Origin of the sequence: Leuconostoc rapi (assembly GCF_016908715.1) — a bacterium.
Taxonomy (GTDB): domain Bacteria; phylum Bacillota; class Bacilli; order Lactobacillales; family Lactobacillaceae; genus Leuconostoc; species Leuconostoc rapi.
Genome location: NZ_JAFBEK010000014.1, coordinates 1 through 25,045, shown reverse-complemented (window position 1 = coordinate 25,045; position 25,045 = coordinate 1). Strand labels below are relative to the sequence as shown.

General features: G+C 33.7%; 28 protein-coding genes and 1 pseudogene. 5 read left to right on the top strand and 24 right to left on the bottom strand.

Annotated elements, in window-relative coordinates; all coding sequences use genetic code 11:
* Positions 1-73 precede the first annotated feature (73 nt).
* Entirely contained in the window at positions 74-904 is an 831-nt protein-coding gene (locus JOD28_RS09315) for a hypothetical protein (RefSeq protein ID WP_204770525.1), read from the bottom strand.
* 134 nt (positions 905-1,038) lie between these two features.
* On the opposite strand from JOD28_RS09315, the gene JOD28_RS09310 reads away from it, so the two are divergent.
* Both JOD28_RS09310 and JOD28_RS09895 read left to right on the top strand, forming a co-directional pair.
* The gene (locus tag JOD28_RS09310) at positions 1,039-1,404 is read left to right on the top strand and encodes a hypothetical protein (protein ID WP_239531197.1); all 366 of its coding nucleotides are present in this window, start codon (positions 1,039-1,041) and stop codon (positions 1,402-1,404) included.
* Between the two features lie 123 nt (positions 1,405-1,527).
* Positions 1,528-1,632 (top strand): putative holin-like toxin, encoded by a 105-nt coding sequence (locus JOD28_RS09895; RefSeq protein ID WP_004903423.1) that lies wholly within the window; start codon positions 1,528-1,530, stop codon positions 1,630-1,632.
* Positions 1,633-1,770: 138 nt separating this feature from the next.
* Here the strand turns inward: JOD28_RS09895 and JOD28_RS09300 are convergent, their stop codons facing one another.
* The 17 genes from JOD28_RS09300 to mobQ all read right to left on the bottom strand — a co-directional run bounded on the left by JOD28_RS09300 (position 1,771) and on the right by mobQ (position 18,572).
* Entirely contained in the window at positions 1,771-2,967 is a 1,197-nt protein-coding gene (locus JOD28_RS09300; RefSeq protein WP_204770523.1) for an ADP-ribosyltransferase-containing protein, read from the bottom strand.
* Between the two features lie 117 nt (positions 2,968-3,084).
* On the bottom strand, positions 3,085-5,253 hold the full coding sequence (locus JOD28_RS09295) for a type IA DNA topoisomerase (RefSeq protein WP_204770522.1): 2,169 nt from the start codon (positions 5,251-5,253) through the stop codon (positions 3,085-3,087).
* Between the two features lie 19 nt (positions 5,254-5,272).
* Positions 5,273-6,109, bottom strand: coding sequence for a conjugal transfer protein TrbL family protein (locus tag JOD28_RS09290; protein ID WP_129870408.1), 837 nt, complete (start codon positions 6,107-6,109; stop codon positions 5,273-5,275).
* A gap of 16 nt (positions 6,110-6,125) precedes the next feature.
* Positions 6,126-6,521 carry a hypothetical protein gene (locus JOD28_RS09285; protein ID WP_204770521.1) on the bottom strand — a complete coding sequence of 132 codons (396 nt, stop codon included), beginning with the start codon at positions 6,519-6,521 and terminating at the stop codon, positions 6,126-6,128.
* Between the two features lie 12 nt (positions 6,522-6,533).
* Entirely contained in the window at positions 6,534-8,063 is a 1,530-nt protein-coding gene (locus JOD28_RS09280) for a VirD4-like conjugal transfer protein, CD1115 family (protein WP_204770520.1), read from the bottom strand.
* Complete coding sequence (locus tag JOD28_RS09275; RefSeq protein ID WP_150281244.1) at positions 8,060-8,518, bottom strand: conjugal transfer protein; 459 nt, start codon at positions 8,516-8,518, stop codon at positions 8,060-8,062. The genes JOD28_RS09280 and JOD28_RS09275 overlap by 4 nt, the downstream gene beginning before the upstream one ends.
* 5 nt (positions 8,519-8,523) lie before the next feature.
* Positions 8,524-8,886 carry a thioredoxin family protein gene (locus JOD28_RS09270; protein ID WP_150281245.1) on the bottom strand — a complete coding sequence of 121 codons (363 nt, stop codon included), beginning with the start codon at positions 8,884-8,886 and terminating at the stop codon, positions 8,524-8,526.
* On the bottom strand, positions 8,876-9,493 hold the full coding sequence (locus JOD28_RS09265; RefSeq protein ID WP_204770519.1) for a hypothetical protein: 618 nt from the start codon (positions 9,491-9,493) through the stop codon (positions 8,876-8,878). The genes JOD28_RS09270 and JOD28_RS09265 overlap by 11 nt, the downstream gene beginning before the upstream one ends.
* A 12-nt stretch (positions 9,494-9,505) precedes the next feature.
* Entirely contained in the window at positions 9,506-10,660 is a 1,155-nt protein-coding gene (locus JOD28_RS09260; RefSeq protein WP_204770518.1) for a phage tail tip lysozyme, read from the bottom strand.
* 1 nt (position 10,661) lies between these two features.
* Positions 10,662-12,080, bottom strand: coding sequence for a conjugal transfer protein (locus JOD28_RS09255; RefSeq protein WP_204770517.1), 1,419 nt, complete (start codon positions 12,078-12,080; stop codon positions 10,662-10,664).
* On the bottom strand, positions 12,073-14,097 hold the full coding sequence (locus JOD28_RS09250) for a VirB4 family type IV secretion system protein (protein WP_204770516.1): 2,025 nt from the start codon (positions 14,095-14,097) through the stop codon (positions 12,073-12,075). Before JOD28_RS09250 ends, JOD28_RS09255 begins: the two co-directional genes overlap by 8 nt.
* 12 nt (positions 14,098-14,109) lie before the next feature.
* Positions 14,110-14,763 carry a TrsD/TraD family conjugative transfer protein gene (gene trsD / locus JOD28_RS09245; RefSeq protein ID WP_140489394.1) on the bottom strand — a complete coding sequence of 218 codons (654 nt, stop codon included), beginning with the start codon at positions 14,761-14,763 and terminating at the stop codon, positions 14,110-14,112.
* Positions 14,744-15,094: a conjugal transfer protein gene (locus JOD28_RS09240; RefSeq protein WP_150281250.1), complete on the bottom strand. Its 351-nt coding sequence runs from the start codon at positions 15,092-15,094 to the stop codon at positions 14,744-14,746. Before JOD28_RS09240 ends, trsD begins: the two co-directional genes overlap by 20 nt.
* Positions 15,095-15,126: 32 nt before the next feature.
* Complete coding sequence (locus tag JOD28_RS09235; protein ID WP_129870396.1) at positions 15,127-15,471, bottom strand: CagC family type IV secretion system protein; 345 nt, start codon at positions 15,469-15,471, stop codon at positions 15,127-15,129.
* Between the two features lie 6 nt (positions 15,472-15,477).
* Positions 15,478-16,101: a hypothetical protein gene (locus JOD28_RS09230; protein ID WP_204770515.1), complete on the bottom strand. Its 624-nt coding sequence runs from the start codon at positions 16,099-16,101 to the stop codon at positions 15,478-15,480.
* A gap of 37 nt (positions 16,102-16,138) precedes the next feature.
* Complete coding sequence (locus JOD28_RS09225; protein ID WP_204770514.1) at positions 16,139-16,459, bottom strand: hypothetical protein; 321 nt, start codon at positions 16,457-16,459, stop codon at positions 16,139-16,141.
* A gap of 82 nt (positions 16,460-16,541) precedes the next feature.
* Entirely contained in the window at positions 16,542-18,572 is a 2,031-nt protein-coding gene (gene mobQ, locus JOD28_RS09220; RefSeq protein ID WP_204770513.1) for a MobQ family relaxase, read from the bottom strand.
* A gap of 273 nt (positions 18,573-18,845) precedes the next feature.
* On the opposite strand from mobQ, the gene JOD28_RS09900 reads away from it, so the two are divergent.
* Both JOD28_RS09900 and JOD28_RS09810 read left to right on the top strand, forming a co-directional pair.
* Entirely contained in the window at positions 18,846-19,187 is a 342-nt protein-coding gene (locus tag JOD28_RS09900; RefSeq protein WP_204770512.1) for a hypothetical protein, read from the top strand.
* A gap of 22 nt (positions 19,188-19,209) precedes the next feature.
* A pseudogene (locus JOD28_RS09810) lies at positions 19,210-19,475 on the top strand (hypothetical protein).
* A gap of 2 nt (positions 19,476-19,477) precedes the next feature.
* On the opposite strand, the gene JOD28_RS09210 reads toward JOD28_RS09810, so the two are convergent.
* From JOD28_RS09210 to JOD28_RS09185, 6 genes are all read right to left on the bottom strand, one after another.
* Entirely contained in the window at positions 19,478-20,158 is a 681-nt protein-coding gene (locus JOD28_RS09210; RefSeq protein WP_204770527.1) for an ATPase, read from the bottom strand.
* Positions 20,158-20,343, bottom strand: a complete 186-nt coding sequence (locus JOD28_RS09205) for a hypothetical protein (RefSeq protein WP_071952468.1) — start codon at positions 20,341-20,343, stop codon at positions 20,158-20,160. The genes JOD28_RS09210 and JOD28_RS09205 overlap by 1 nt, the downstream gene beginning before the upstream one ends.
* A gap of 153 nt (positions 20,344-20,496) precedes the next feature.
* Positions 20,497-21,534: a replication initiator protein A gene (locus JOD28_RS09200; RefSeq protein ID WP_204770511.1), complete on the bottom strand. Its 1,038-nt coding sequence runs from the start codon at positions 21,532-21,534 to the stop codon at positions 20,497-20,499.
* An 848-nt stretch (positions 21,535-22,382) separates the two neighbouring features.
* Complete coding sequence (locus JOD28_RS09195) at positions 22,383-22,586, bottom strand: hypothetical protein (protein ID WP_129870377.1); 204 nt, start codon at positions 22,584-22,586, stop codon at positions 22,383-22,385.
* A gap of 59 nt (positions 22,587-22,645) precedes the next feature.
* Positions 22,646-23,437 (bottom strand): ParA family protein, encoded by a 792-nt coding sequence (locus JOD28_RS09190; protein WP_129870414.1) that lies wholly within the window; start codon positions 23,435-23,437, stop codon positions 22,646-22,648.
* A 150-nt stretch (positions 23,438-23,587) separates the two neighbouring features.
* A complete protein-coding gene (locus JOD28_RS09185; protein WP_204770510.1) occupies positions 23,588-24,145 on the bottom strand; it encodes a recombinase family protein in 558 nt (185 codons plus the stop codon).
* 211 nt (positions 24,146-24,356) lie between these two features.
* Between JOD28_RS09185 and JOD28_RS09180 the strand changes: the two genes are divergently transcribed.
* Positions 24,357-24,998: a hypothetical protein gene (locus JOD28_RS09180; RefSeq protein WP_239531193.1), complete on the top strand. Its 642-nt coding sequence runs from the start codon at positions 24,357-24,359 to the stop codon at positions 24,996-24,998.
* The last annotated feature ends 47 nt before the right edge of the window (positions 24,999-25,045 follow it).

Sequence of the window (25,045 nt, the reverse complement as noted above, 5' to 3'; positions counted from 1 at the left end):
GATATGCTTCTAAGTCCTCAACAAAGGAAAATAGTTCAATTTATATAAATAATAAAAAAAACGCTATCAATTGTTAATTGGAAGCGTTTTTTTTTGGCGTTCTTATTTTGCTTATACCGAACTCATTTATTATCTTTGCCACTTCTTGCCCTAAATACGTAACATCATAGTTTAACAATTGAATTTTTTTATTTTCTATGTAACAAGGCATACCATAATCATATATAAATTTATCAGTTGTCTTAAAATATTCGCCCGCCTTATCATCAACAAATATTTGCTTGATAATACATTGAGCCTGTTCAAATACACATTTCATAGTTACGTCCAAAAAATCTAATAAGTCAAGTTCTGTTCTTTCTTGTACAGCTATTTTGTCTTGACCATTAGCCTTAGTATATATTTCTGCAATCCTATCAATCCTGATAAAAAAATCGTAAGTATCTTTATCAGAGTAATCAGATATGGGAACAAAGGGAGAAATATGTTTAACAAAATTTCCTAAAGTAGAAGCAAGGCGGTACTCATAAAAATTATCGAACTGCGCGCTGATTAGGTTTTTTTTAAGGTTAGCACTATTATGTTTTACGACATACTGGTCTGAAAATGTGACAAAGTCTCGAAAAGCATAAGAGTATCTTGCCAGTAATCTTGAGAGGTGCTGTATCTCAAAAATTTTATGGGGATCTTTTTTGATGTCGTTAATCAATCCATTTATCTCAAAATTTAATGTTCTAAAATATTCAAATTCATCATAGAACTGTTTTATGTCTGTAAGTTGCTTAGATTGTTCTTTGATATTATTCATCATACTTAATACTTTTTCTTGTGACAAATTGTTTAAGTGGCTCACAGCAGTAATTTCATTATTATGAATTGATTTCATAGCTAGTTCTTTTGGCATATAGTTAATGCTCCTTTATTAGTAGTTTTTGTTACACATAATAATATAACAATAACAAATATTTATGTTTTAAGTTGCAAAAGGGAACATATGTTCGTATAATTAAAGAATAAAAAATTGAAATGAGAAATGCAATGGATCAAGATTTTAGCGCTTTAATTAATAATTACTTCCAACATGATTATCGTGATAGGGGCATAAAAAAATGGCGTGGCTTCTTTTTGAGTGACCATACTTCCGCATTGAGAAAAATGGATCAAGATAATAATTACAGTGAAAAAAAGTTACCCCGAATGACTACGGATAAGATATTTCATAATGCAATGCATGCAGTTGCCAATTATTATACTGTGACTATTCAATTAGATGAGACTAACTTTAATCATGAAACCAAAAAAAATATATCTGGGTTCATTGAAAACATGTCGGATAATTATATTTATATTGAAAATAGAAAACTAGCCGTTCAGGATATAAGGGCATTAATCATCAATAGGTAAATCACGCTTTATCCTGTATAATGGTTTGAGTAGAGAAGTTAAGGCGGTGGCTATTTCCTTAAAGGGGGTGGTGCTTATGGTGTAAAAACTGTAAACTCACATTCTAGGAAAGGAGTAGCCCAAGTGTCCGTATCGGACGCTTTACAGCTGATGTTCATGTTTGGCACTTTTATAGTTGCTTTACTGACATTAGTTGTTGAGTTGATTAAAAATCAGCAAAAAAAATAACCGCCTTAGCTCTGCCAAGCTAGCGGTTATTTAATAATCATAGTATTGTCACCGTCTTAAACGGCTCTACACGGGAAGTCTTGTTAGCGCAAGGCTTCCTTTTTCTGTATTCATTATATCATTATTTAATCTTTTCTGCTATATTGTTGGTTCGTCACGTTCAACTTTGGGTTGTTTAAGGGTAGGGGTGTTTTTTGCAAATGCTTGTAGTTCAGATTGTGTTTGCTCACTGATATTTTGGCGTACCTGTTTGAGTTGCTTTTCTGTTTGCTGACTATTATTATCAGGCTCTTTTAATTGATTTGTCAATTTTTTATATTGTTGGGATAGGGTAGGGTGTGACAAAGTTTCTACCAATTCTTGTTTAGCCTTATCCATTTTTTCAGGTTCATCAGCATATTTTAAGTTCTCGGGAATATTAATATTTCTTTGACTTAGTTCATTTTGCAAAGCGTTATAATTTGTCTTTTCGTTTTTATAATCATCAGCCCAAAAATACAAATCATTATCATCACCACTTAGTTTACTCATTTCTTGATAAGTCTCTTTAGCCTGTGTTAATAGATTAACAGTGATTGCTTTAAGTTCATTATTAGACAAACTCTTTATATCATAAATACTAGTTAAATCTGAAAAATATTCGTTTTCACTCAAACTGATTTCATTACCTTGTACAATACCTGAAAATGATTGACTATCTTTATCAAAGGTAAGTTTGTTACTCTTGTTTTGTTCATTTAATAGTTTTATATCTTGTTTATTCGATATTTTTATATCCTCTGGATTGAAAACTACGTACTCCTTAGACTTATCATAATAATCAACGTCCAAAACTGCATAATGAATATTCATTTCGTTTAAAACAGGATTTAATATTTGAGCGCCACTATCATTTCCGCCTAATTGATTACTAATACCATTAATAATATTTAAGTCATCTGTATCATCAACAATTTTTTGTGCAATTCGTTTAACAATAGCCTTGTTTCCTGCGTCCATTGTCGTTTCACTGGTTGGTTCTTCCCAGTCTGATAGAATGTAAGGATATTCTTCTTCATCAATTTGTTTTTCAGCTACTTTTTCAATGATTTGTGCTACCTGATTAACAGTGAGTGTGACTTCTTTTGCGCTTAATGGCTTACTGTTTGTTAATTCGTCATTTAATTCTACCGTATATAAATATCCACTATCATTAGCGTATGATTTTGCTCTCTCTATACTATCAGTTAGATAAATGCCATATCCCAAAGTACCACCATTCTCATGAAACTTAGGAATTTCAAACTCATTAAAATCATTTTTTGATCCATGGTAGAGTGTGTCTTCAATATTCATTAGTTACTCCTTTTCTTTTCAACAGAACCCTGTGTTTAGTGTTTCTTTTCTGGTTTTGAAAAGGAACACTAAATGCGTTGTATACCAACTGAAACGTAGTGTAAGGCGGTAGGGTGGTTATCCAAAGTCAAAACTAAGTTTGCCCTCTTTGATTGTTAATTTGGCGTCAAACTTCTTACCAGTTTTTTTACTTTTAAACCCTTTTAGCTTAGTAGTTTCGCCTTTTGTAATAAGGTCTTTAATTGCTGTTTTGCCTAGGGTTTTTTCACTCCATTTTTTTGGTAGTGAAAAGGTGCATGGTTCATCTGCTTTATAGTTGGTGCAACCATAGAACTTTCCTTTATCTACTATCTTGCCTGTCTTGCAAATAGGGCAAGTACCAATTTGTGCGTCGATTTCTGCTAGTTGTTCAGTATTTTTTTGATTTGCAACCTGTGCTGTCAAACTTTCACTCTGCTTCATTTGAGTTGGTACATCTTGAACTATTTTTGATACAAACTTTTTGATTTGTTCTAAAAAGTTTTCTTGTGTACGTTCTTTAGCACTAATTTGTTTTAGTGCTTTTTCCCATTTTGCCGTCATTTCAGGGCTTGTAAGTAATGGTTCAAGTTCCACAGCTTTACATAGGGTAATTCCTTGCTGACTAACATGCAATTTATTTTTTTCAGTAAGCAAGTAACCACGTTTTTTTAGTACGTCTAGCACATTTGCTCTGGTTGCTTCTGTGCCAATACCCTCACTATCTTTCAAAATGGATTGAGCTTCTTCATCATCAAGCGTTTTGCCTGCGGTTTTCATTGCGGTAATAAGAGTACCCTCGGTAAATGGTACAGGGGGCTTTGTCATCTTTTGGTCTGGTGCTAGATTAGCATTAATGGATTGACCCACTTCAACAGGGGGTAGGGTAGTTTCTTCCTCTTGTTTTTCGGTTTTGTATTCGCTAAATAATATCTTCCAACCATTATTTTTAGGGACGTTACCAGTTGCTTTAAATATGGCGTCACCAACTGATGTTAAAATAACCGTTTCTTCATATTCGTATGGATCAGCAAACATTGCTAAGGTTGTTCTCAAAACAAGGTTATATATTCGTTGTTCTAATGCAGGAAACGTTGATAATTTTTCTTTTGTTGGCACTGTTTTTGTCATGATAATGGCATGGTGTTCTTGTACCTTTTTTCCGTTGACATATCGTTTATTTGGTTCTTGATGATTTAAAGATACATCTTTAGATAAAAACCCTAGATACCCATTAAGATTTTCAACTAAGTAATTAAACTCCTGCTCTGTAATATAGTTGCTATCAGTTCTAGGATAGGTAAGTAATTTTGCTTCATACAAATTTTGAACAGCTTGTAATGTATCACTGGCGCTGGCGTGATAACGCTTGTTTATCTCACTTTGTAAGCTTGATAATGAAAATAAACGTGGACTGCTTGTATTTTTCGTTTGTTTTTGAACATCTTTGATTAAACCGCTTTGTGAGCCTTTTTCTAGCCTTTTCTCACTCATGAACGTAGTTAGACCTTTTTCATCTTTAAAGCGCTGATAGGGGTCTAATTTTGCGACAAATTTTTGCTGTTCTGCTAAAATTTCTGCTTTTAGCTCAAAATAAGGTTCTGGTTTAAAATTTTGAATGGCTAAGTCTCTTTGATACACCATATACAGAGTAGGGGTCTGTACTCTACCAATTGAATAGACACCATGCAACCCTGCTTCTTTCAATAATAAAGTGTACAATGGACTACCATTCATACCTACTAACCAATCACTGATTTGTCTAGTTTGGGCTTCTTGATAAGCAGGGTAGTAATCCCACCCATTTTTTAATTCTTTAAACCCTTTTAAAATAGCTTCTTTTTCTAACGAATTGATCCATAGCCTTTTAATATTTTTACTTTTGAGATTTATTTTGGCTTGGGTCATAATCGACCACGCTATGTTTTCCCCCTCACGGTCACTGTCAGTAGCAACAATTATTGTGTCTGCTTTATTCAACAATTCTTTTACGATTTTGAACTGTGCTTTTTTATCTGTTGGCACTGTGAACTTGTATTTTTCTGGGAAAATAGGTAAATTAGATAAAGCCCATTGTTTATATTTTGTGTCGTATTGTTCTGGTGTTGCTAATTCTACTAAATGCCCGAAACCATACGTTATAAATGTCTCATTGGGTAAAACAGGGTCACTAACTACATAGTAACCCTGTTTTTTTGTGCTATTTTTAAATGCTTCAATATATGATCTAGCTTGACTAGGTTTTTCTGCTAAAATAACTGTCGTCATGTGTATTCACACCTTTCTTTTATCTATTTCTTAACATCATAGCCATTGCACGCATACCACCTGTGGCGGTTGCTTTTCCTAACCCTGTTGACTGCCACATATCTTGCAAGATAGTTGGGGCTTTAATCACCAAGACACCGAAACCGATTGTAAAGGCTAAGTACCCCCAACCTTTATCTAGTAATCCAAAGCTTGCTACCATGAGTGCCATTGCCATTGTTTGCGCAATTAACGTGAGATTGAGATATAAAAGTTTTTTCCACCATGTTGACGCATACTCAAAACTTTCAGTGGCTACCGATACGGCTACAATTGGGATTGAAATATTGAAAAAGGCAAGGTCTGCAAAGAAAATACCAATTTTAACAAAGAATACAACTAGTACGACTAAGAAGAAACCTAGGATTATTAAGGGTACGCCATAACCATATCCAGTACCGTTGCCAGTAGCGACTTTGACTGCGTGATTAACTGTGTCCTCTGATAGTCCGCCTGCGTCTTTGAAAATATAAGTAACAAGTGGAATGGTAAAGGCTCTGATTAGAAAACCTTGAATAAACACCATTAGTGGAATTGATATTGCTGATTTTACAGCGTCCATAATGATGTTAGCCCATGTGGCGTCCGTGCTATCATCTGCTTCTTTCATAATGGTTATAATAATTCTGGCTAAAACTACAACGATCACTAAACTAGTTGCAAAACCTAAGAAAATACCATAATAGACTGAAATTTCATTCATATTGGTATTAAGCAGTTTCACGGTGCCAGTTAAAATATTAATAATCCATTTTAACGCGCCTTTGATAATACCCTCTAGGAAGCTATTTATTGCTTTGGAAATCATGTCACCCATTGCTAATCCTCCTTTCTTACTTTGGTATTAGCGTAACGTCTCCTGTGTCCTCTTTAGCAAGACTGTTGGTTGGTGTGAGTTTGTATTCATCTGAACTCTTTTTGATGTTGAATGTCCTCACTTCATTTGTACCTGAATTTTCATCTTGACTAGTAAAAGTAATTTGTTCCTGACCGTTCTTCTTACTAATCTTGTATTGGTAAGTGTCTTTTAAACCTGCTTCTGATAAGGTTAGGCTCTTTTCAGAAAAATTAGCGGTTTGTGCTAATCCGTCTCCCTTACTTGCCTTAAACGTCCATTCTTTAGCTTGTAGAGCTTGTGCCGTTGATTTGTGAACAACTGTAAACCCAATACCCAAAGCAATTAAGATTACGACTACCAACCCAATTAGATACTTCATTTGTTTTGTCATTTTGCTTCCTCCTTAATAAAACACATCATCAGTTTTAGTTTCGTTAGTATCTTTTGAAATAGTGGCTTGATCTAACTCATCTTGCAACTCTTCTTCTTCTTCTTCGGACACATCATTTTCTTTATTTATTGATTTTCTCTTAGCTAATTCAGTTTGCCACTCATCATTGACTTTTTTAAAGTTAGCTTGTTGGCTTAATTCCATTTGCCCTTGATAATCATTCTGTGCCAATTTTACAAGACTATCAGCGTTTGGAAATAGCTTAAATTGAAAGGCTTTAGTTGCTTTGACTGGACGTTGATTACTGAAAATTAACAAGCTCTGCGTGTCTGGCATACGCATAATTTCATCTGCGGTCATCAGTGAACGGCTTGTATAACTATAACTGTCACTTTTACTGGTGCTTGTCTCTTTACTGTGACTGGTACTTTCACTACCTGTTTCAACTTTAACGGTTGATTTTCCTAGTAAATCACTGAAATATTTGGCGGTCACATCATTAGCAGCGTTCAAACAAATTTTAACGGCATGGTTACCTAGAATACTTTCAGCTTTTTCTTTACCGTACAAAGCTTGCAATTGTGTTAGTGTTTGGCAAATAGTCGTTACACCAATGCCGTAACCACGACACGTTGCTAGAAATTCTTCATATTTTGGAAACTTACCTAAATTGACAAATTCATCAAGAATAAAGTCTACTGGATTAGGTAATGTAGCGCCGTGGTCGGAAGCTAACTTATATAATTCATCAAAAAGTTGTGAGAAAAATAAGTTAATAAAGCTTTCGTACGTATCGTCCATGACTGGAATAATCACATAGAGAACAATTTTCTTAGCGCCAATATCTTTTAAATCAAAGTCTGAACGACTGGTAAAGTTAGCGACTTCTTCATCTGTGAACTTGCTGACGGTGGCAAGTAAACTTGAAATGATACTAGCTTTCATTTCGCCTTTTGCTTTTTTAAAACCTAGTTCGTATGCCCTACGTGCGGGGTGGTCGAACTTTAAATCTAAGAATATTTGATCCAATGGGCTGTTATCTTCGTCCTCTTGGGCTTCTACATCAAACTCTTGTAGTATCTTAGTAACACCTGCTAAATTGCGTTCCGCTGGCTCACGTTCTTTTAAAACAAATAGGATTAATGCTTTTAACAACTGACGTTGGGTACTAAACCAAACATCTTTTTTACCCTCTTTATTTTCAGATTGTACAATTTTGGTTGCAACATTTTCAGCTTGTATATCACGTTCAATATAGTCAAAAGGGTTATAGCGGTCTGAATGGATCATATTTGAAAAATTAACAACGTGCACTTGATAACCTTGTGCTAGTTTAATACCCGCTGTTTTTTCGTAAAGCTCGCCTTTCGGGTCGGTAACAACGATACTGTTTTCTGTTTCGTTAAAAAGATTAGTAATAACAACGGACTGTGTTTTATAAGACCCGGGACCACCTACAACAAAAATATTTCGATTGGGCTTGGTACTATTATTTTGATAAACAATTTGCTTATCAACTACGCCTAGTATGGTGCCATTCATTTTTCTTCCCCCTTTTCTTGTAAGCTCTTGATTGTATCTGCATTTAAACTCTTATTAAAACTGTCACTTAGGTTTTTTGGTGTGATACTGAAATATTGTGAAAGTAAGTCTCTAAGATTTCCCCACGTTGCACTACCGTGCGTATCAGTATCTGCTGTTTCCCACTCTTTACCCTTTTTGCTTCGCTTCAATGCAAAGTAAGCAAGGTATAAGATAATCACAACACTTAAAATAATAGTTAATGGATTTTTCTGTGAGAGATATAAAGAATAGTAATGTATCGGGTGTGTCGCTAATCCAGTGATAATGCTTGAAAAATGTTGTGGTAAATCAAGTTTATACTGTGAAAGTGCCATAAATGATCCAGTAATTAGAACAACTAGATACAACCCTGCAAACAATGCAATGAGATACGGTATAAGATGTTTTAAAAAATTCAATCCCTTATTTTCCATAGTGTTTAATCCCCCAAAACCTGATTAATTCTATCTAGGTTTGTACCTGAATATTGTTTGTCGCCATTAATAAATGTTGGTACTGACGTTAGATTATATTTAGCAATATATTTACGATTTTTTTGTTGATTCATATTGATAAAGACAACATTATTTTTTAAAGCATTCTTCCAATATACTTGATGAAAAATTGATTGACAGTCGGAACAGTCATCTCGGTAGAAAAACAAGGTCTTTTTGTTACTACTTGAAATCGTCACTGCCGTTTGTTTCTTTTCAACGTAGTTCACGTAGTTGTGTCCTAGAAATGTTATTAAACCAACCGCCACCACGGCTGAAATAATAATTTTAACCCATTTATTTAACATCTGAAGCTTTAAAACTGCTTCCTAGATTTTGCACGGCTGTAAGCTGATTGGTGGTTGTATCAAAGGTTAATTGGTACAAATCAGTTTCTTTCTTCCAGTCATTATCGCCACTCTTGCTTTCAAAACTAACTACTGCTAATCCTTTCATGCTGTTACCCTGCTTAGCTTGGGTATAAATTGTAGCGTTATCTAGCTTGGAAGTCACACTATTAGCGTCACCATAATTGGTATTTTTAGGGAAATATTGATTATATAAATCAGTTGAGATTAGCCCTTTTATACTGTCTTTTCGGTTACTATATGTGTCTGGTTCAAACGTGAACATTGTCGTGAGAAACTTATTAGCTACATTGTTGAAATTCAACTCTGATTGGCTCTTATCTTTGTTATTTTGGTAAGTCTTGAAATTATCAACTTGACTATTCAAAACATCATTTTCACGCTTTGCCGTGGCTAGTTTTTTACTAACTTGTTGCTTATCTTTTTTAACTTGTGAAATCGTATTATTAGCCTTACTAATCTTTGAATGTTGATAGATGTTGCCGTACAAAGAAATAAGTAAAGCGACACCAATAACAGATACAATCACTGCTAAACCTCGTCTCATCTTCTCTCCTCCTTATTTTTTAACTGGACGTGCTAATACAACGTCTCCACCGTCTAGCAAGGTTGAGAATGACGTACCAAACTTTCCCTCATTGACGTGTCCTGATGTGTCGCCACCCTCTTGAATAATCTTAGTTTCTTTACCCTGCCATTTACCTAATAGAATTGCGGTGTGTCCGTTATTTCCTGCACCTGCACCCTGATTAACTATGACAATATCGCCTGCTTTGGCGTCATTTTCACTAATTTGTTTCAAGTATTGGTGTGACCCTTTAGCGTCACTTGCCATTGATCCAGTAAACCAACCCATGTTTGCGGGTACTTTGTAGCCTGCCTTGTTCAATGTAAGCCATACAAAGCCTGAACAATCAGTACCACCGCTTTTGTTAGGTTTTTTCAAGTCACTTCCTAAGTCGCTACTTGGGTGTGATTGTACATAGTAGAAATACCCTTTCATACTTTCGGCTGTTTTAACTATGTCGCTTCCTGAATAATTAGTATCACTTGAACAACCTAGATCATCAATTGACCCTTGACTAGCATTTGCTAGGGTACTACCTGAAATTGGGTCTGTGGTTCCAAATACTGAATACCAATGATCGGCATACGCATATCGTTGGCTTAGATACCATTGTTCTGGGTTTTTAGACATACCCTCAAAGTCCATAAGCCATGCTTTGGTCGCTTTATGAACATCTATATAAGTAAAAATTTCTTTGTTTTTTGAGTAGTAGCTTTCATTTAATTCTTGGTCTAAATAATCAAGCTGTACACCTAAATTAGTTGCTTCTTTGCCCTCTTTTTTTGCTAGGGCTTCTAATTTATCTTTACGACCACCTAACCACTGGGCTAGTCCTGTGGCTCCTGAACTAGAATTAACTGCACTGGGGTTTAATCGACTTTCTAGCTCTAATACCCCTAAAATTCCCGCACTGGCTTGTGGTGTCGCATTATATTTTTGTTTCCAATGAGCATAAATGTTTTTGGCGTTTTGCTCCATATCTTTACTTTCAAGATTAGTGACGGTTGTTGTCGTATCGCAACTATCTGTCTGCAATTTCCCAAATATTGAAGCAAATAAGATAATCATTAGTAGGACTGTACCTAGCGCTGTATAGATTATCCATTTATACTTTTTGGCTTTGTACTTTACTGATAGTACCTGCAATCTAATCACCTACTTTTTTCTGTAATTGATCCACCTTCTTTTGAGCTGTGCTTTGGTCTTTTTTAGCATTCTCTAAATTAGATTTTGCTTCCTTGACTTTATCGCCCTTGCTACTGTCTTTATCATCAATTTTGTTAGCGTCATCTAACTTCTTTTGGTTATCATCTACTGATTTATTAGCTGACTTCAAGGTCATTAAGGCTTTCAGATAGTCGCCCTTATCCTTGTTAATTGCCACTAACTTTGTTTGTGCTGTTGAAGCGTCTTGTGTGTCGTCATGGTCGTTAAATGCTTTCCCCATTCTCAACAACACATCTCCATTTTGTTCAAAGGATAACTGACCTGTTAAGGTATCAACATCATAGTTGATAATTGCCTTTTCAAGTTTTAGTTGGTTGCTTATCTTAGAACTAGCACTACTTGGTGTTTGCCATTCTAGAATATCTTTACTATCATCATTTTTATAAGCTTTCTTGACGATTTTTAACAATAAACTAGGCTCGGTGTTCAAGGCTTGTTGATATTGGTTTAAGTTAAGGTAGGTTGTTGCTTTTTTGTTTTTGCTATACCCTGCCTTATCCATAGCCTTGCCCGCTTCTTTCCACTCTTTATCATCAAGTGCAGTTTTAACGGCTGTGCTGTATTTTAATTTAGTAATTTGTGTCTGATGTTGATTTTCTAACGCCACATACTTTTTCTGGTCGTTTTTGTGAATTAATCCCATTGCAATGATAGCTACAATAGCAATTGATCCAGCAGTAATCCATAGCTTCTTTTTGGACTTTTGCTCTTTACTGTCTACGTCTTGCCATTCACGATAAGAAACATAATCATCAATTTCTTTAATCGCAAGTTTCAATTCTTCCGTATCATTAGCATTAACAATTTGTTGCAATAATTCATCTTGATTTTTAGCTAGGGCTTCTTTAGGTTCACTCAATAGTCTTTCGTATGGTGTACCTGTCAAGCAATATAGAACTAACGCCTTATATTTAGACAAGCTATTAAATTTATCATCAAATGGCATAAGTTCATTGGCACGATATGCGTACCAAACGTTAGTCATTGGATAATACCAAATATTAGCAGGGTTAAGTGAGATATGATATTTTCCGTCACTCAACACGTCTTGTGTCATGATTTGCTTAGCTATGGCTGTTCTAATAGCCTTTTTTTCTGTCGGTAAATGCTTTAATGACTTAGCTTCTTTTGACAAACCATAAGTCAATACCACTTGACTATCTTGTTCAACGATATTTTGCAAGTGTAGAAAATTAGGCTCTTGTGCTTTAACCTCGTTTAATTCTGCTAGGCTATCATATCTAAATTGAGATTGGTCGATTTTAAGCGTGAGTTTATCATTCACTCTTTTAAATGTCCCTACTTCAATATTTAGTAGTTCAAGGTCTTTTTTACTCACTATCTACACCCCCTTTATCTTCGGTCGTGGTTAGTAATTCAACTTCACTTGGTGTTAGGACAACTCTTTTTTGATAATCTGGTTGCTCTGGTGTCTCTCGATTGTATCTTTCTTGATAGGCTTCGGGATCAATTAGTCTCAATTCTTCTTCGGTTAATTCAACGTTCATGAAAGCTCGTTGACTACCATAAATCATGAGTGCGTCTCCTTGACGCCTACGTTCCAATAACTTCTTTTCTTTTTCGGAAAAGGTCATACGTAATTTTGTAATAACATCATCTACACCTTTACCGTCTAAACCAAAGAATACTTTAGTAAAGCTGTTACCAATAATTGCTTCTCCAATGTTCTGTCCGCTATCGGTTGTTCCCTCGATAACATCTTGAATTTGTTGGGTTCCTGCTATGGCGCCTGCATTATATTTTCTAAAACGCTTGTACGCTTGGTGGAAAAATGTTGACGCTGACTTGTGTAATGTCAAAAAGTGAAATTCATCAACAAACAATTTCTTACGCTTGTGACGGTCTTTTGTAATTTCGTCCCATAAATACTGGAATGTTGTTAAGTAAGCCCCTGCCTGTACTTCCTGTTCACTCTGCAATGGCTTTAAATCAAATGAGACAATCTTAGCGCTCAAATTAACGTTGGTATATCCGTCAAACAAAGTATTTGAGCCGTGTGTGTAACTTCCTAAAATGTAGTAAAAGTCTTTTACACGTTCAAACTTATCTGGGTCTTTCTCAGCAAGCTTTGCCATTTCATCATAAACGTTAGTTAGGGTTGGCCATTGATCATTTTTGATTTGGTTAAGCCGTTCATATTTTAAAATGCCACTGTTTATATAGGCTTGCTTAACTACATTATCCATGATTGCTTTTTCAACTTGGTTCATGTCGTCTTTTAGAACTTCAAAGAAACCTTTCAAACGTTGAATTTTATCTTTTACCAATTCATCAAGATTTGTCACGGCTTCATCAGCACTCAAAATCTCTTCGGAAAAGATTTGCATTGGATTAATTTTACTTTTTGCATTTGATGTTAAGTGAAGCACTGCCCCGCCTAACAGCTCAACGATTTTTGTATACTCATTTTCTGGGTCAATAATGTAAATTTGATAATCTTGAATGGCATAACGCAATATTTTTTGGATCATATACGTTGTTTTACCAACTCCTGATGTACCAATAACAACCATGTTTTGGTTCAATGTTTTATTTCTATCAAGCATATCAACCGCAATTAGTGAGTTTGTATCTTTGTTGACACCCTCAATATCGCTACGTGGCTTTAAGTCCAAAATTTCTGCGTCATCAAAGGGAAACATTGAACTAGCAACTTCTGTATTGCTTTCCTTGTACGTATAATCGCCTAAAAGATTTTCGTTGATTGGCATAGTAGACCAAAAACTTTGAAAGGTTGCTTTTACTGGTACAAGGGGTTTCATTTGAAGCTTAATCAATGTATTCTTTACATTATCTGTTAAGTCTTCCAACTCCGTTAAACTGTTAGCTCTTAAATAAACTAGCATGTGTTGGTAAACAAACGTGGTAGAATTATCTAAGTATTTATCTAACTGCATATTTGCACTATCAATGTAATTTTTGAGCACTTTTTGCTTATATGGGTCAAACGTATTTAAAAGCTGTGCTTCCTTGTTTTGAATAGTTTTCTTGTAGTAGGTAATCATTGAATTATTACTGGCGCTGTCGATATATTGCACTATATCAATGGCGCCTTTTTTGCGCTTCAATTCTGATAACCAGTTACCATAGACACGCTTAGGATAATCCGCAATGGCAATTACTCGCATAAAGTTTTCGCCTGATTGAACGTAAGTGGGGTATTGTTCCCAACTAAATGGAAATAGAGAATGTAGACTATCACGGTCGATTAAGTCCATGAAATTGTCTTTATCCATATTTCTTGGATCAATTACTTCTACGTCTTCTTCTTTTTTCTCTGCTTTCCCCTTTGCAGGTGGCATAAACAGATTGATTAAATTATCTCCAAAACTCATATTTACACCCGCCTATCCTTTGAAATTAATTAAGTTCTTCAATATTTCTTGTACTTCTTGACTAGATAATACTTTTGCCGTTAAATCAAAATCGGTTAAAGCATTTTCTAAGTCACGTTTAACCTGATTTATTTTTTCATCAAGATTATTGACCGCTAAATCAAGACTTTCCATTGTCTTGTCTTTAATTGGTACTTTAACAATTAAAAGGTGCTGTTTAGTTGTCATGTTCTTTGAATTTTGTACGGTTGTAAAGTGATCCAAATAACTAGCTATCAGTTGAATTTTAAACTCTTCTTCTGGGTGGTTATTCTTTAAATCAAGATACTTTCGCTTTAATCCATTCAACCATTCTGTCATATTGACTGGAATTGTTGGCTCTATGAACTGTAAACTGTCATCTACGCCCTCGCCTAACGTACTCATCAGAAATGCCCCATAATCGCTAAATACGTCTTGCTGTTCATTGTCATTTAATAAGTCAAGATTGATACCGCTGACGTCTAAGATACCGACTAGATTACCTGTTTTAGTTACTTCGTAATTTTCATACATTCCTGCAACTAAACTCATATCATCAATTGTTTGTTTACCACCATTAATTTTTGGTGGTTCGTAATCCCACTCTAATTGAGATTTTTTTGCCTTAGTATTTTTCAATTTCATTAGGTTCATCTCTTTTCTGTGGCTTTAAATAATAGAGCTTTTGACTATGAGTATATTTCTGTTTCAGTCTCAAATTATCACGTACTTTGATATTCTTGCGTGAAGCAATTGGTCTTACTGTTAAAATAGCCATGACCACCGTCATGGCTAATACAACAATTACAATTTTTACTAATACAAGAATAAAACCATAGGGTGGTATCGCAATAAAAATTAACCCAATTAATAATGTTAAAATACCATAGCCAAAATCTTTTAAGGTGTAATCTTTCCAAATACCATAATCTTTATCAACGTTTTCTGGAAAAATAAACTCTTTACCTTTTTTCATTTGGCAAGCTCCTTTTCATATAGTCTTTCTTATCAAGTAAATAGACTGTATACCCATGGCAATATCCAAACAATGGCGGCTGCTAATGCTACAAGACCTGCCACTCGTCCGACTGCTTTATAGACTTCTGATTTTTCTCTTGGATCATCTGCGTCTGGTAGTCGCTTAATAATAATAAATAATGCCACACAGACGCCAACCAACACGACAATACCTGTCAAAATTCCTTTAATTGTATTAGCAGCATTCGTGATTTTGCTCTGTACTTCGCCACCGTCTGCAGCTAATACGATTTGAGCATTTGTAAGCATTAAATATCCTGCCGTACTCACAGAAGCTAAAATACTTGTGATTTTAGTTTTGTTCAATACTTTCATTGAGTGTTACTCCTTTCCGTTATCAGTATCTTCATCTGGCGATTTAATACTGTTACTCTGTTGCTGAACTTGTTCTTGTTGTCGTGAGTAGAACTTGTTTAGCTCCTCCTTAGCGATTTGCTGACTTGGTAATTCAGAAGTTGCTAGTTTTAATTCACCCTTTTTGCTCTGTCCTAAGTAATATTTTTTCTCATTACTTAATCCTAAGTCTTGGGTCTCAATGATTTGTAGGTTATTTTCATACCTAGCTAGCGCATTATCCACTTCCAAACCGTAAAAACCTAGAAAACCCTCCAGAAAACTTTCGCCAAAAAATGTCAATTCATTTTTGATTTGCTTATACTGCCTTGTTGGCTTGTTACTTTCCAACTTTTCAGTCTTTTTAGCATTATCACTGTCGTATTTACGATTAAACCAACTACTAAGTTTCAATGGATCAGTTTTAATATTTTTCTTAATAGAATTTTTTAGTAACTGATGCCTGGCTTCTTTTATCGGTTGTCCTTTTTCAGCTAATCGCTTTGAAAGCTTTTCAGTGTCTTTAATGTCGTCTGCTTCATCAACAATAATGGCTTTATCATCTTCATAAACTAGACTTCCTTTAATTCCTTGCCAGCTCTCTTTTTTCATTCCGTCACCCCCTTTAATTTGAACTTTGTGGGCTGGGCTATGGCGTTAGTAAATTACCTAGACGTCCCCTTGCCCACCCTGTAAAATGGATATTAAGGGCTTTACCTAATACTCGCAATATTAGGTATTTATCCTCATTAGCACTACTGTTGCTGACGAGGACGCCCGCTTTTTTTATGTTTTCTTTAATCCATTCTATGCCTTGTTCAGAAATCATCTTGCTGTTTCCTGACTCCATTAACATACTGCTTGGGAAGTCGTCTTTATGTCTGCGTAACCACACGCTAACATAAGTTCTGCCATACCCCAGTTTTTCACTGGCTTTGGTAAGATTGTACCACTCCTGATTTTCTGCCACACACGGTTTCTCCTTTCCTAATTTATATAACCATTATATCACTAATTGAGCACAATGTGCACAATTACTAATTACATTTATTTTACATTTGTCTACCATGCTTCTCATGCTGTCTTTTTTTCTTCTCCATTTCCCTTTCTGTTTCTTTCAAGCCTTTCTTTCTACGTGCTTCATCAACATATAGCAATTTCATAATGACACTACTAAATACATTGTTAAGATACTCCGCAGGTGTTGTTTCTCGATAATTGACACTCTGATAATCACTAATATTGGCTTTGCGATAATCTTCATAAGCACCATTGTTTTGCGTCATAACTTGCTTGACCTGTTCTATTTGTTCCTTAGTAATATTAGGGTCTTGACTACTTTCTCCTATAAATAGCTGTTTTGTTCCCTCATTAGCTAATACTCTAATCAGATTAGGGTTCTTAATATCATCAAGTTTTATCGTACCGCTCAAGTAAGCAAGCCCTTGTTGATGTTCTCTCGTACTAAATTTAATCGGTGGATTATCCTTTAATTCATTAAATTCTTGTTTTGAAAGTTGTTTCAATTCAGGGTTAAAGTAGACAATAGCGGTATAAATTTTTTCCCGATCAACCATTGTCACATTATCAATATCCATGTCAGAGAATGTCTTTTTTAACACTCCTGCATATTGAATTTGAACAACGTTTTTAATTTCATTAGTTGCCTGTAAATCTTTAATTCCACGTTTCAAAATATCCTGTTCTTCATCACTAAAGTTACGTATAATACTACCTTTTGAACGTTCTATATCAGCAAATTTATAACCCTTTTGAGATAATATTTCCGTCATATTATTTTTGGTTCTTTCTTCCTGATGTTCCAAAACTAACCAACTAACATAAGGTCGCTTTGTAAATGATAATATTTCTTTATTCAAAATATCCGTTCGTATCATAGCTAAACGGTCTTTTAATTCTTGTCCTGTAAAGATTGTTTTTTCACTATCTGTTTCTTTAATTAATTCTCTTCTTTCAGCAATTGTTGTTTGTTCAATATCAACATCTGGATAAATACTATTAATTGTTCTATCAACAACTTTATCAAGTAAATCATTTGCCTTTTCTAATGACTGTTCTTGCTGATTAATAGTAAACATTTGCTTGGAAATATCTTCTCCAACCGCTTGCTTAATTAATAAGCTGTTTTTCCAGTTAAATAGCATACGTTTTTTGTCGTCTAGATTTTCCAAACTAACAAATGTTTGTAACTCTTTACTTAGCTGTGATACAGAACGCTTTTCACTAAATGATAGATGATTATGTAGTGTTTGCATTCTACGCTCATTATGAATTTTTTCGTCAACGTTTTTCAGTTGTGCTTTATGCTTTCTATTCTCCAAAGCTAATTGATTAAATTTTTCTCTTTCTGGTCGTTGTCCGTTTACACCAACATGTTGCGTTGCTACTCCGTCAATACCTTGTTCATCTAATGTCTTTTCGCTAATTCGATCTGGCATATTTTTTTGTTCAAAAACATGGTTTACAGACTTAGCCCATTCTTTACGCCATTGTTCAACTTTTCCTTTTTTATCCCAATCGACTAACCAGACTTTTCTTGCTCTTGGAAACCTACTATTTCCTGTATATGTTTTATTTCCTTTTTCGTCTAATATATTTTCCCTTTTACTTTTTAGTCCCCACGTTCCGTCTGGGTTAAATGGACGATTAGTTAACATCACATGAGCATGCGGATTTTCTGGGTGGTCTCTATGGATTGCAACATCAGCAACCATTCCCTCATTTACAAATGTATTCTGAACATAATTCAACAGCAATTCTTTCTGTTCAATGTCGCTCAATTCTACTGGTAGTGCGACATTAAATTCTTTTGCGTATCTTGAATTAGAGCGTCTGTCTTTTTCTTCAACTTTATTCCATAGTATTTCCCTATTATTAACCCATTCTGGTGCATTATCTGGTGCTAAGATGTATGTTTCAGGCATAACATCTCTAGCATAAAAATAATTTTTTCCCTCCATATCACTGTGTAGTTTTTCTCCACTTCGATAACTTGCACTGGCAATAGCACTTCGACCTTTACCTGCACTAATATTGCTAAAGTTCATGTGGAATATTGCCATACTGTTCGCTTCCTTTCATTTTATTTATGTTTTTTAATTTGTTGTCGCCATAGGCGACTTCTGATACACGGTTTTTAGCAATAACACAATCAACTTTAGTTGTTGTGTGTAAGTGCGCATTGAACTCATTTCATTCGTTCTTCTGATGTCTTGAAAATTCAATTTTAGTGTACTATTTATTTTTTGTTTATGCAAACGATATGTTGACTTTCTTCTATCATTATGTTATTCTGTGTTCAAATAAAAAATAAAGTATTAGTAAGGGGTGTAAATATGTCTTTAAGTAATTTAGAAAAACAGCAAGAAAAATTGAATAAGCTAAATGAAAAAATAAAAAATGAAAAAGATAAAATTGATAAAAAGTTAGGTCATGAAATAATCAAGCTTTCTAATTTTGATTATGCAAATTTGGATCAAGAAAAAATTAAAGATATTTCAAAAAAAATAGCTGATTTTTTTAATTCAAGTATTGTTAGCGATAATGAAAATAATGTTACAAACAAAGATAATAGTAACTCACCTGAAAATGCTAGCGATAATGAAAATAATGTTACAAACAAAGATGATAGTAACTCACCTGAAAATGCTAGTGATAAAAACAATGGTATCTCTTAAAAATAATTAGAGGTTTTAGCCTATGAGTAAAAAGTTAAATCAATTAGTTTCATCAAAAGAAAAACTTCAAAAAAAATTGATCAGGAAGAATTTACTTTACGCCAATCAAAATATTTTGAAAACTCTAAAGCTAGAAAAGAACGTACCCGTCTTTTAATCCAAAAAGGTGCCCTACTAGATAAATACTTTGAAACTGAAAGTTTATCAGTTGATGACACAGAAAATCTTTTAAAAATATTTTCTAATTACGTTAATTCAAATAAGCCTGATAAATACAAAAAAGGATAGCCCTAAATCTTAGGGTTATCCTTTTTAATTGTCTTATTTAAATTTTCAGTAACGCTTGGGTTATTTTCAGCAAATTTATCTAATTGATTTTGTACCTTTTTTGAAAAGGTTACACCTTGATTAATCCATGGATATTGTTTCAAGTTATTAATCTGAACTTGCTCATGTTTTCTCGTGTATACGTTGATAAATTTTTTACTGTTATCATAAATAAAAACATTATCACTTTTAAACGCAACTGCTGACAAGTTATTATAGGATTGACTGTAACGCTTTTTAATCGTTTCTGGTGGTATACCATGACCGCCATTTTTAACTCTTTCCTGTACTCGATTAATAGCCATTTCAGCACTATTGACTGTGACATATAGTAATGTGACTTCAAAACCATTTTTATGGGCTTCATCAATCAAATTTAATTGTGCTTTTCCACTACCTGCAAGTGTTGTCTCCACATGAATACTTTTAAAATTATTGAGAGCGTCATGTAATTGCTTAACTTCTTCTCGCATAGCTCTAAAGTTATCAATTTCTTTTCTCCAATCGCCACCCATTTTTTGCAAAATTTCATCAGCATTAATTCGTTCTGTACTGTGAAATAATTCAGGTTGTAATCGGTATAATGTACTTTTACCTGCTCCGTTTATTCCTGCGATAATCACATATTTTGGCTTTTCCATAATTAAATAACAAACTTTTTGTCTTTAAGTAGTTCGTCCTGTTTTTTATCAAGCGCATACGTATAAATTGCATGCAACACTTTTTTCTTGTCGGGATCTTTTTCGTTTAAAGCATTATCCATTAAAACTTGTAAGTTGGTTTTTTCAGCTTCTAACAATAGTTCATCAAAAACATTTTGTTTATTCATTTATATTTCCTCCTGCTAAATGTATTTATCTTCTAAGTCAATTATACAATGGACTAGTTATTTATGCCTTAATTGCTTCTTATTAAGCGTATCAGGCGTTTTATTCCTTAGTGCTTGGTTTTATACGTCATTCAAAAAAACAAGCTTAAACGCTTAATTAGACGCTTCCTTGTTTCTTTGTGCCATTTCAGAGTTATACCAATATCCAAAGTAGTTCTTCATTGAGATATACAGATAATTTTCAGGACTATTAATTTTTTTGTTTTTATTATCTGTGTTTCTCATGCTATTAAAATATCTTCTAAGTGTAGTTGTTATGCCTTTTTGTAATTCGGGTTCAGTATCCATGATAATGGTTATTGGACGTCCTGTTTGTTCCTCAATGTCAGCTTGAATGTCTTTTCTTGCATTTAATATTATGCCAATAAAAGATCTCATTTGTTCTGGGGTTCTTACCCAATAACTGATTAATTGAATTGTTTCTGGCTCAAATGGCATGCTATTATCTACGTTTTCTCCAGTAAGATATTTGTAAGCATTTGTAACTAGGTCTTGGTTTTGTTTTTTAATTTCGGATTGAGAAAAATTTTTGGAAGAAAAGTCAAGCTTTGCAGTATCTATATTAGTATCTATATTAGTATCTAAAGGTTGTCTATATAGATTGCGTGTGATTTTCACATTTCCGCTTGTATCAACGGTTTCAGAACTTGTATTCGTTGCCGTTTCTGGAAGTGTGATTTTCACATTTCCGCTTGTATCAACGTTTTCTGGAAGTGTGATTTTCACATTTCCGCTTGTATCAACGCTTGAGCGGTTTATTTGCTTATAAACATCTGTGGCTTCAACTTCTGGTCGCAATAAATATAAATGATTGGGTTTATTTACTCCCATTCTTTTTTGTAATAACAATCCAACACTGTCTAGCTCTTTCTTTATTTTAATCACTTTTTGATTGCCACTAGACAATAAACCCATTAATTCATCATTAGTGAAAATAAAGTAAATATTATCGTTTTCATCTACCCAATTATTACGTATAGAATAGTTAAAGCGATCTTTTAACAAGGCATAAGCAACTTTAGCGTCATTACTAATTCCCTTGTATAGAGGATTAGTAAAAAGGACTTTTGGTAGTTGGTAAAATGTTTCTCCGTAAATCTCTTTTGCTTTATAAAAGTTTTCTTCTGACATAATTAATACTCCCTTTCGATTTGAAAGGAAAATAAAAATAGTTGCATGATTTTACAAATTCTTACATAGTTGCTATAATTTACTAGCAACTAACAAATACATGAGTTAGCAACCGAACTTGTCGGGCGGACAAGTTTTTTATTTTCCTTGAATTAATAAAATTAAAAGGACTAAGTAGATTAACCCTACTTAGTCCTTACATTCTGTAAATTACTATTCTTGTAGACTTGCCACTTTGGGTGTATCTACGGTATAATGAAAGTAATCAAGAAAATAAATATTCAATTAACTTTTACTTGGCGGTTGAAGTTAATTGGACTAAGTAGCTGGTAAGAGCTACTTTCTAAATTTAAGTCTTAATCCTTTGGGATTAGGGCTTTTTTAGTTTTCTTTTAATTAGTATTAAGTTGTTTTCATTTTAGCATAAGGCTTTGTAATCGGCAAACCTTACTTGTTTTGATATGACCGTGGTTGAAACCAAAAACTGATTGGTGCAAACATTAAATAGTACGTTATGAATAATAGAATTGACGTGTGGTTCTCGTATGGTTCATTAAAAATATACATTGGTACTGTTGCAAACATTAAGCCAAATATACTAAATAACCAAACCAATATATGACCTAGACGTATTGCAGAACGGCTGTAATTCGTTGTTTTTTCAAGTTTTATCTGTATTAGATATTCTAGAGGGAAAAGCATTTTACGTAGCAAAAACTTTGTATCTTGCTCTTTTAATCGTATAAGTTTTATTAAGGGCAAAAAATAGATACAGGACAGATACAAATAAAGCCAGAAATTGATTAAATGACTTTGCATAAATTTCCCTCCTTTCTAAATAATCAGAATTAAAGATTAAATTCTTTTTTTAACAGTTGTTCCAAATATCTAGAAGCTGTTAGCTCTTTTTCTTTAGCACGTCTTGCTAGTTCATTGGCTATATCTTGTTTTAAAGTGTAAGATTTTGAAATTCTAGGTGCAGTGGTCTCATTAGTTACTGGCTTGCTGTTCATACTGGTTTTTAATTGATCCATTTTATCTTCAAATGCCATAATATTATTCCTTTCAATAGCATAGCATGCTATGCTATGCCGTGACCTGATATATTGTGTTATGCTTCCTGATTAGTAAAAGTATCAAAGATATTGTCGATGTTATCGAAAAATTCCCTTGCCTTTTGAGTTGAATTATTTTCTTTTTCCATATTAATCAGTGGTTCATGATTAAGAGTTGTTTTGTTAAATATTTCTCTTTCAGGAATTAGTGCAATTGTTCGGGTGTCTTTTTCCATTTGCTCTACAAATTCATGTGAGGATTTAGTATTATGTTTTATTCTGTTGCCAATAAATTTTAGTTCTGCTGTTACAAAACTTTGGCGACTTTCAACATTAATTACATCTTGTTTTAATTGTTCCATTCTTAGTTCCAAATTACTTTTAGAAATAAACCCATATTCGCTTGGTTCAATCGGACTAAATACAAAATCTGAAATTACAATCATATTTTGTGTGATAGTTGAAAAATCTGGGTGTGTATCTATTAGTACATAATCAAACTTTTTCAGTTCGTCATAATTATCGGAAAACCACATGTACATTAATAATTCTTTATTGGCTCTTGTTTGAAGATCGTTATTAATAGTATCTAATTTCATAGAAGCAGGAATAATTGATAAGTTTTCATGCAACTCAATAATTTCTACTTTTTCACTATCTTTTGTAAAAATATTAGCTAGTGTGCCGTGGTCTTTATAAATATCATAGGTTTGGGTTAAACTGCATTGGTGGTCGCTATCAATCAGCAAAACATTATAGCCTTTGCTAGATAACCATTCACCATAATTAAAAGTTAATGTCGTTTTGCCAACTCCGCCTTTAATAGCAGAAAAAGTAATTATTTTCATAGTACGCCTCCTTGTTTATATATATATTATATCATAGCATGCTATGATATGCAATGATATGGCATGGCATTGTTTCCTCCACAAACTGGTACTTAGGTAAAAAAGTATCTGATATAATTGATATATCATAATACAATATATCATAGCATGCTATGATATATCTTTAAACCGTCTTTGTTGTGTACGTTCACTTATGCCTGTTTTTCTAGCAATCATCTTGTATGTCATGCCTTGTTGACGCAACTCATAGGCTAAACGTATTTGTTCATCTGTGTAGGTTTGTGGGCGTCCCTCATGAAAATAAGGGTCGTTCCTTTTGGCATATTCTTTTCCCTCATGTGTTCTTGTCACAATCATATCTCGTTCAAATTGCGCAAAGGCACTAAAAATCGTAAAAATCAGTTGTCCTGTGGGGGTGTTATCAATTAAGCCCATGTTAAGGATATTAACTTTGATGTCACGTTTAAATAGGTCTTGAATTATATCAAGGGCTTCTCGAGTGTTGCGTGCGAAGCGGTCTAATTTTGTCACAATTAATGTGTCATCTGTTTTGAGTTCATTCAGCAATTTATTAAATTCAGGGCGTTCAGTAGTCGTACCAGTAAACTTTTCTTTATAGATTATTTCAGCCCCTGAATTTTTTAAGCTCTCAATCTGATTCTCTAGTTTTTGATCCGTGGTACTCACTCTGGCGTAACCATATTTCATATCATTTCTCCAATCTGTTTTATATAGCAAATTTGGTACTTTTGCAGTAAAAAAGGGTGCGCATTTATGGCGGTAAGTTATGACGCATTCTAACCCCTTTAATTATAAGGCACAAAAAAAGGCGACACAACTGTTAAGTTATGTCGTTTGTTTAAAAGTATTATTTTTCTATATTTAGAATGTTTTGTGCTATATTGATAATAAAATGATGATGAAAGAAGCAGAAAATATGGTTGAAAATGCTTGGATTCAAAATGCCACCCAAAATTTACTACCTTTAAGTAATTCTAGTGATTTTGCTAATGCAAAAAAAGAATGGGAATACGTCGGATTAGTCGATAATGAGGAAGCTGACTTTGATTGTCAGTTATGTGGGCACAAAGAGATTAGATACGAATATACTATCGAAAATAGAATTAACCAAAATGAGATGATTGTTGGCAGCTCATGTATTTTGAAATTTATTACACATCTTGCTGAAACACAAGATTTTTTCTACGATACTCAAAATAATATCATTGACAAAACACGATTAGAAAATGATAAACATGATTATTGGGTTGATATTTTGTTTAAGTCATTAGACGCTAATTTTTCAAATAATGACTTTCAAAAAAGCATAACCGATCAAATTGAAACAGACGGTAAATTGACAATTAACCAAGCAAAATGTTTGAGAAATTTTTACGATAAATTGAACCCCAATGAACAAAGTGCTTTTAAATATATTGTATCTATAAAATTAAGAAAAGATATCCAAAAAAATCAATACACATTTCTAAAAGGATATGACAAAGAATTTATTGATATGCTTCTAAGTCCTCAACAAAGGAAAATAGTTCAATTTATATAAATAATAAAAAAAACGCTATCAATTGTTAATTGGAAGCGTTTTTTTTT

Coding starts and splice junctions, on each gene's coding strand:
- JOD28_RS09315 (WP_204770525.1), bottom strand. CDS start 904: ATGCCAAAAGAACTAGCTATGAAATCAATTCATAATAATGAAATTACT.
- JOD28_RS09310 (WP_239531197.1), top strand. CDS start 1,039: ATGGATCAAGATTTTAGCGCTTTAATTAATAATTACTTCCAACATGAT.
- JOD28_RS09300 (WP_204770523.1), bottom strand. CDS start 2,967: ATGAATATTGAAGACACACTCTACCATGGATCAAAAAATGATTTTAAT.
- JOD28_RS09295 (WP_204770522.1), bottom strand. CDS start 5,253: ATGACGACAGTTATTTTAGCAGAAAAACCTAGTCAAGCTAGATCATAT.
- JOD28_RS09290 (WP_129870408.1), bottom strand. CDS start 6,109: ATGGGTGACATGATTTCCAAAGCAATAAATAGCTTCCTAGAGGGTATT.
- JOD28_RS09285 (WP_204770521.1), bottom strand. CDS start 6,521: ATGACAAAACAAATGAAGTATCTAATTGGGTTGGTAGTCGTAATCTTA.
- JOD28_RS09280 (WP_204770520.1), bottom strand. CDS start 8,063: ATGAATGGCACCATACTAGGCGTAGTTGATAAGCAAATTGTTTATCAA.
- JOD28_RS09275 (WP_150281244.1), bottom strand. CDS start 8,518: ATGGAAAATAAGGGATTGAATTTTTTAAAACATCTTATACCGTATCTC.
- JOD28_RS09270 (WP_150281245.1), bottom strand. CDS start 8,886: ATGTTAAATAAATGGGTTAAAATTATTATTTCAGCCGTGGTGGCGGTT.
- JOD28_RS09265 (WP_204770519.1), bottom strand. CDS start 9,493: ATGAGACGAGGTTTAGCAGTGATTGTATCTGTTATTGGTGTCGCTTTA.
- JOD28_RS09250 (WP_204770516.1), bottom strand. CDS start 14,097: ATGAGTTTTGGAGATAATTTAATCAATCTGTTTATGCCACCTGCAAAG.
- trsD (WP_140489394.1), bottom strand. CDS start 14,763: ATGAAATTGAAAAATACTAAGGCAAAAAAATCTCAATTAGAGTGGGAT.
- JOD28_RS09240 (WP_150281250.1), bottom strand. CDS start 15,094: ATGAAAAAAGGTAAAGAGTTTATTTTTCCAGAAAACGTTGATAAAGAT.
- JOD28_RS09235 (WP_129870396.1), bottom strand. CDS start 15,471: ATGAAAGTATTGAACAAAACTAAAATCACAAGTATTTTAGCTTCTGTG.
- JOD28_RS09230 (WP_204770515.1), bottom strand. CDS start 16,101: ATGAAAAAAGAGAGCTGGCAAGGAATTAAAGGAAGTCTAGTTTATGAA.
- mobQ (WP_204770513.1), bottom strand. CDS start 18,572: ATGGCAATATTCCACATGAACTTTAGCAATATTAGTGCAGGTAAAGGT.
- JOD28_RS09900 (WP_204770512.1), top strand. CDS start 18,846: ATGTCTTTAAGTAATTTAGAAAAACAGCAAGAAAAATTGAATAAGCTA.
- JOD28_RS09205 (WP_071952468.1), bottom strand. CDS start 20,343: ATGAATAAACAAAATGTTTTTGATGAACTATTGTTAGAAGCTGAAAAA.
- JOD28_RS09200 (WP_204770511.1), bottom strand. CDS start 21,534: ATGTCAGAAGAAAACTTTTATAAAGCAAAAGAGATTTACGGAGAAACA.
- JOD28_RS09195 (WP_129870377.1), bottom strand. CDS start 22,586: ATGGCATTTGAAGATAAAATGGATCAATTAAAAACCAGTATGAACAGC.
- JOD28_RS09190 (WP_129870414.1), bottom strand. CDS start 23,437: ATGAAAATAATTACTTTTTCTGCTATTAAAGGCGGAGTTGGCAAAACG.
- JOD28_RS09185 (WP_204770510.1), bottom strand. CDS start 24,145: ATGAAATATGGTTACGCCAGAGTGAGTACCACGGATCAAAAACTAGAG.
- JOD28_RS09180 (WP_239531193.1), top strand. CDS start 24,357: ATGAAAGAAGCAGAAAATATGGTTGAAAATGCTTGGATTCAAAATGCC.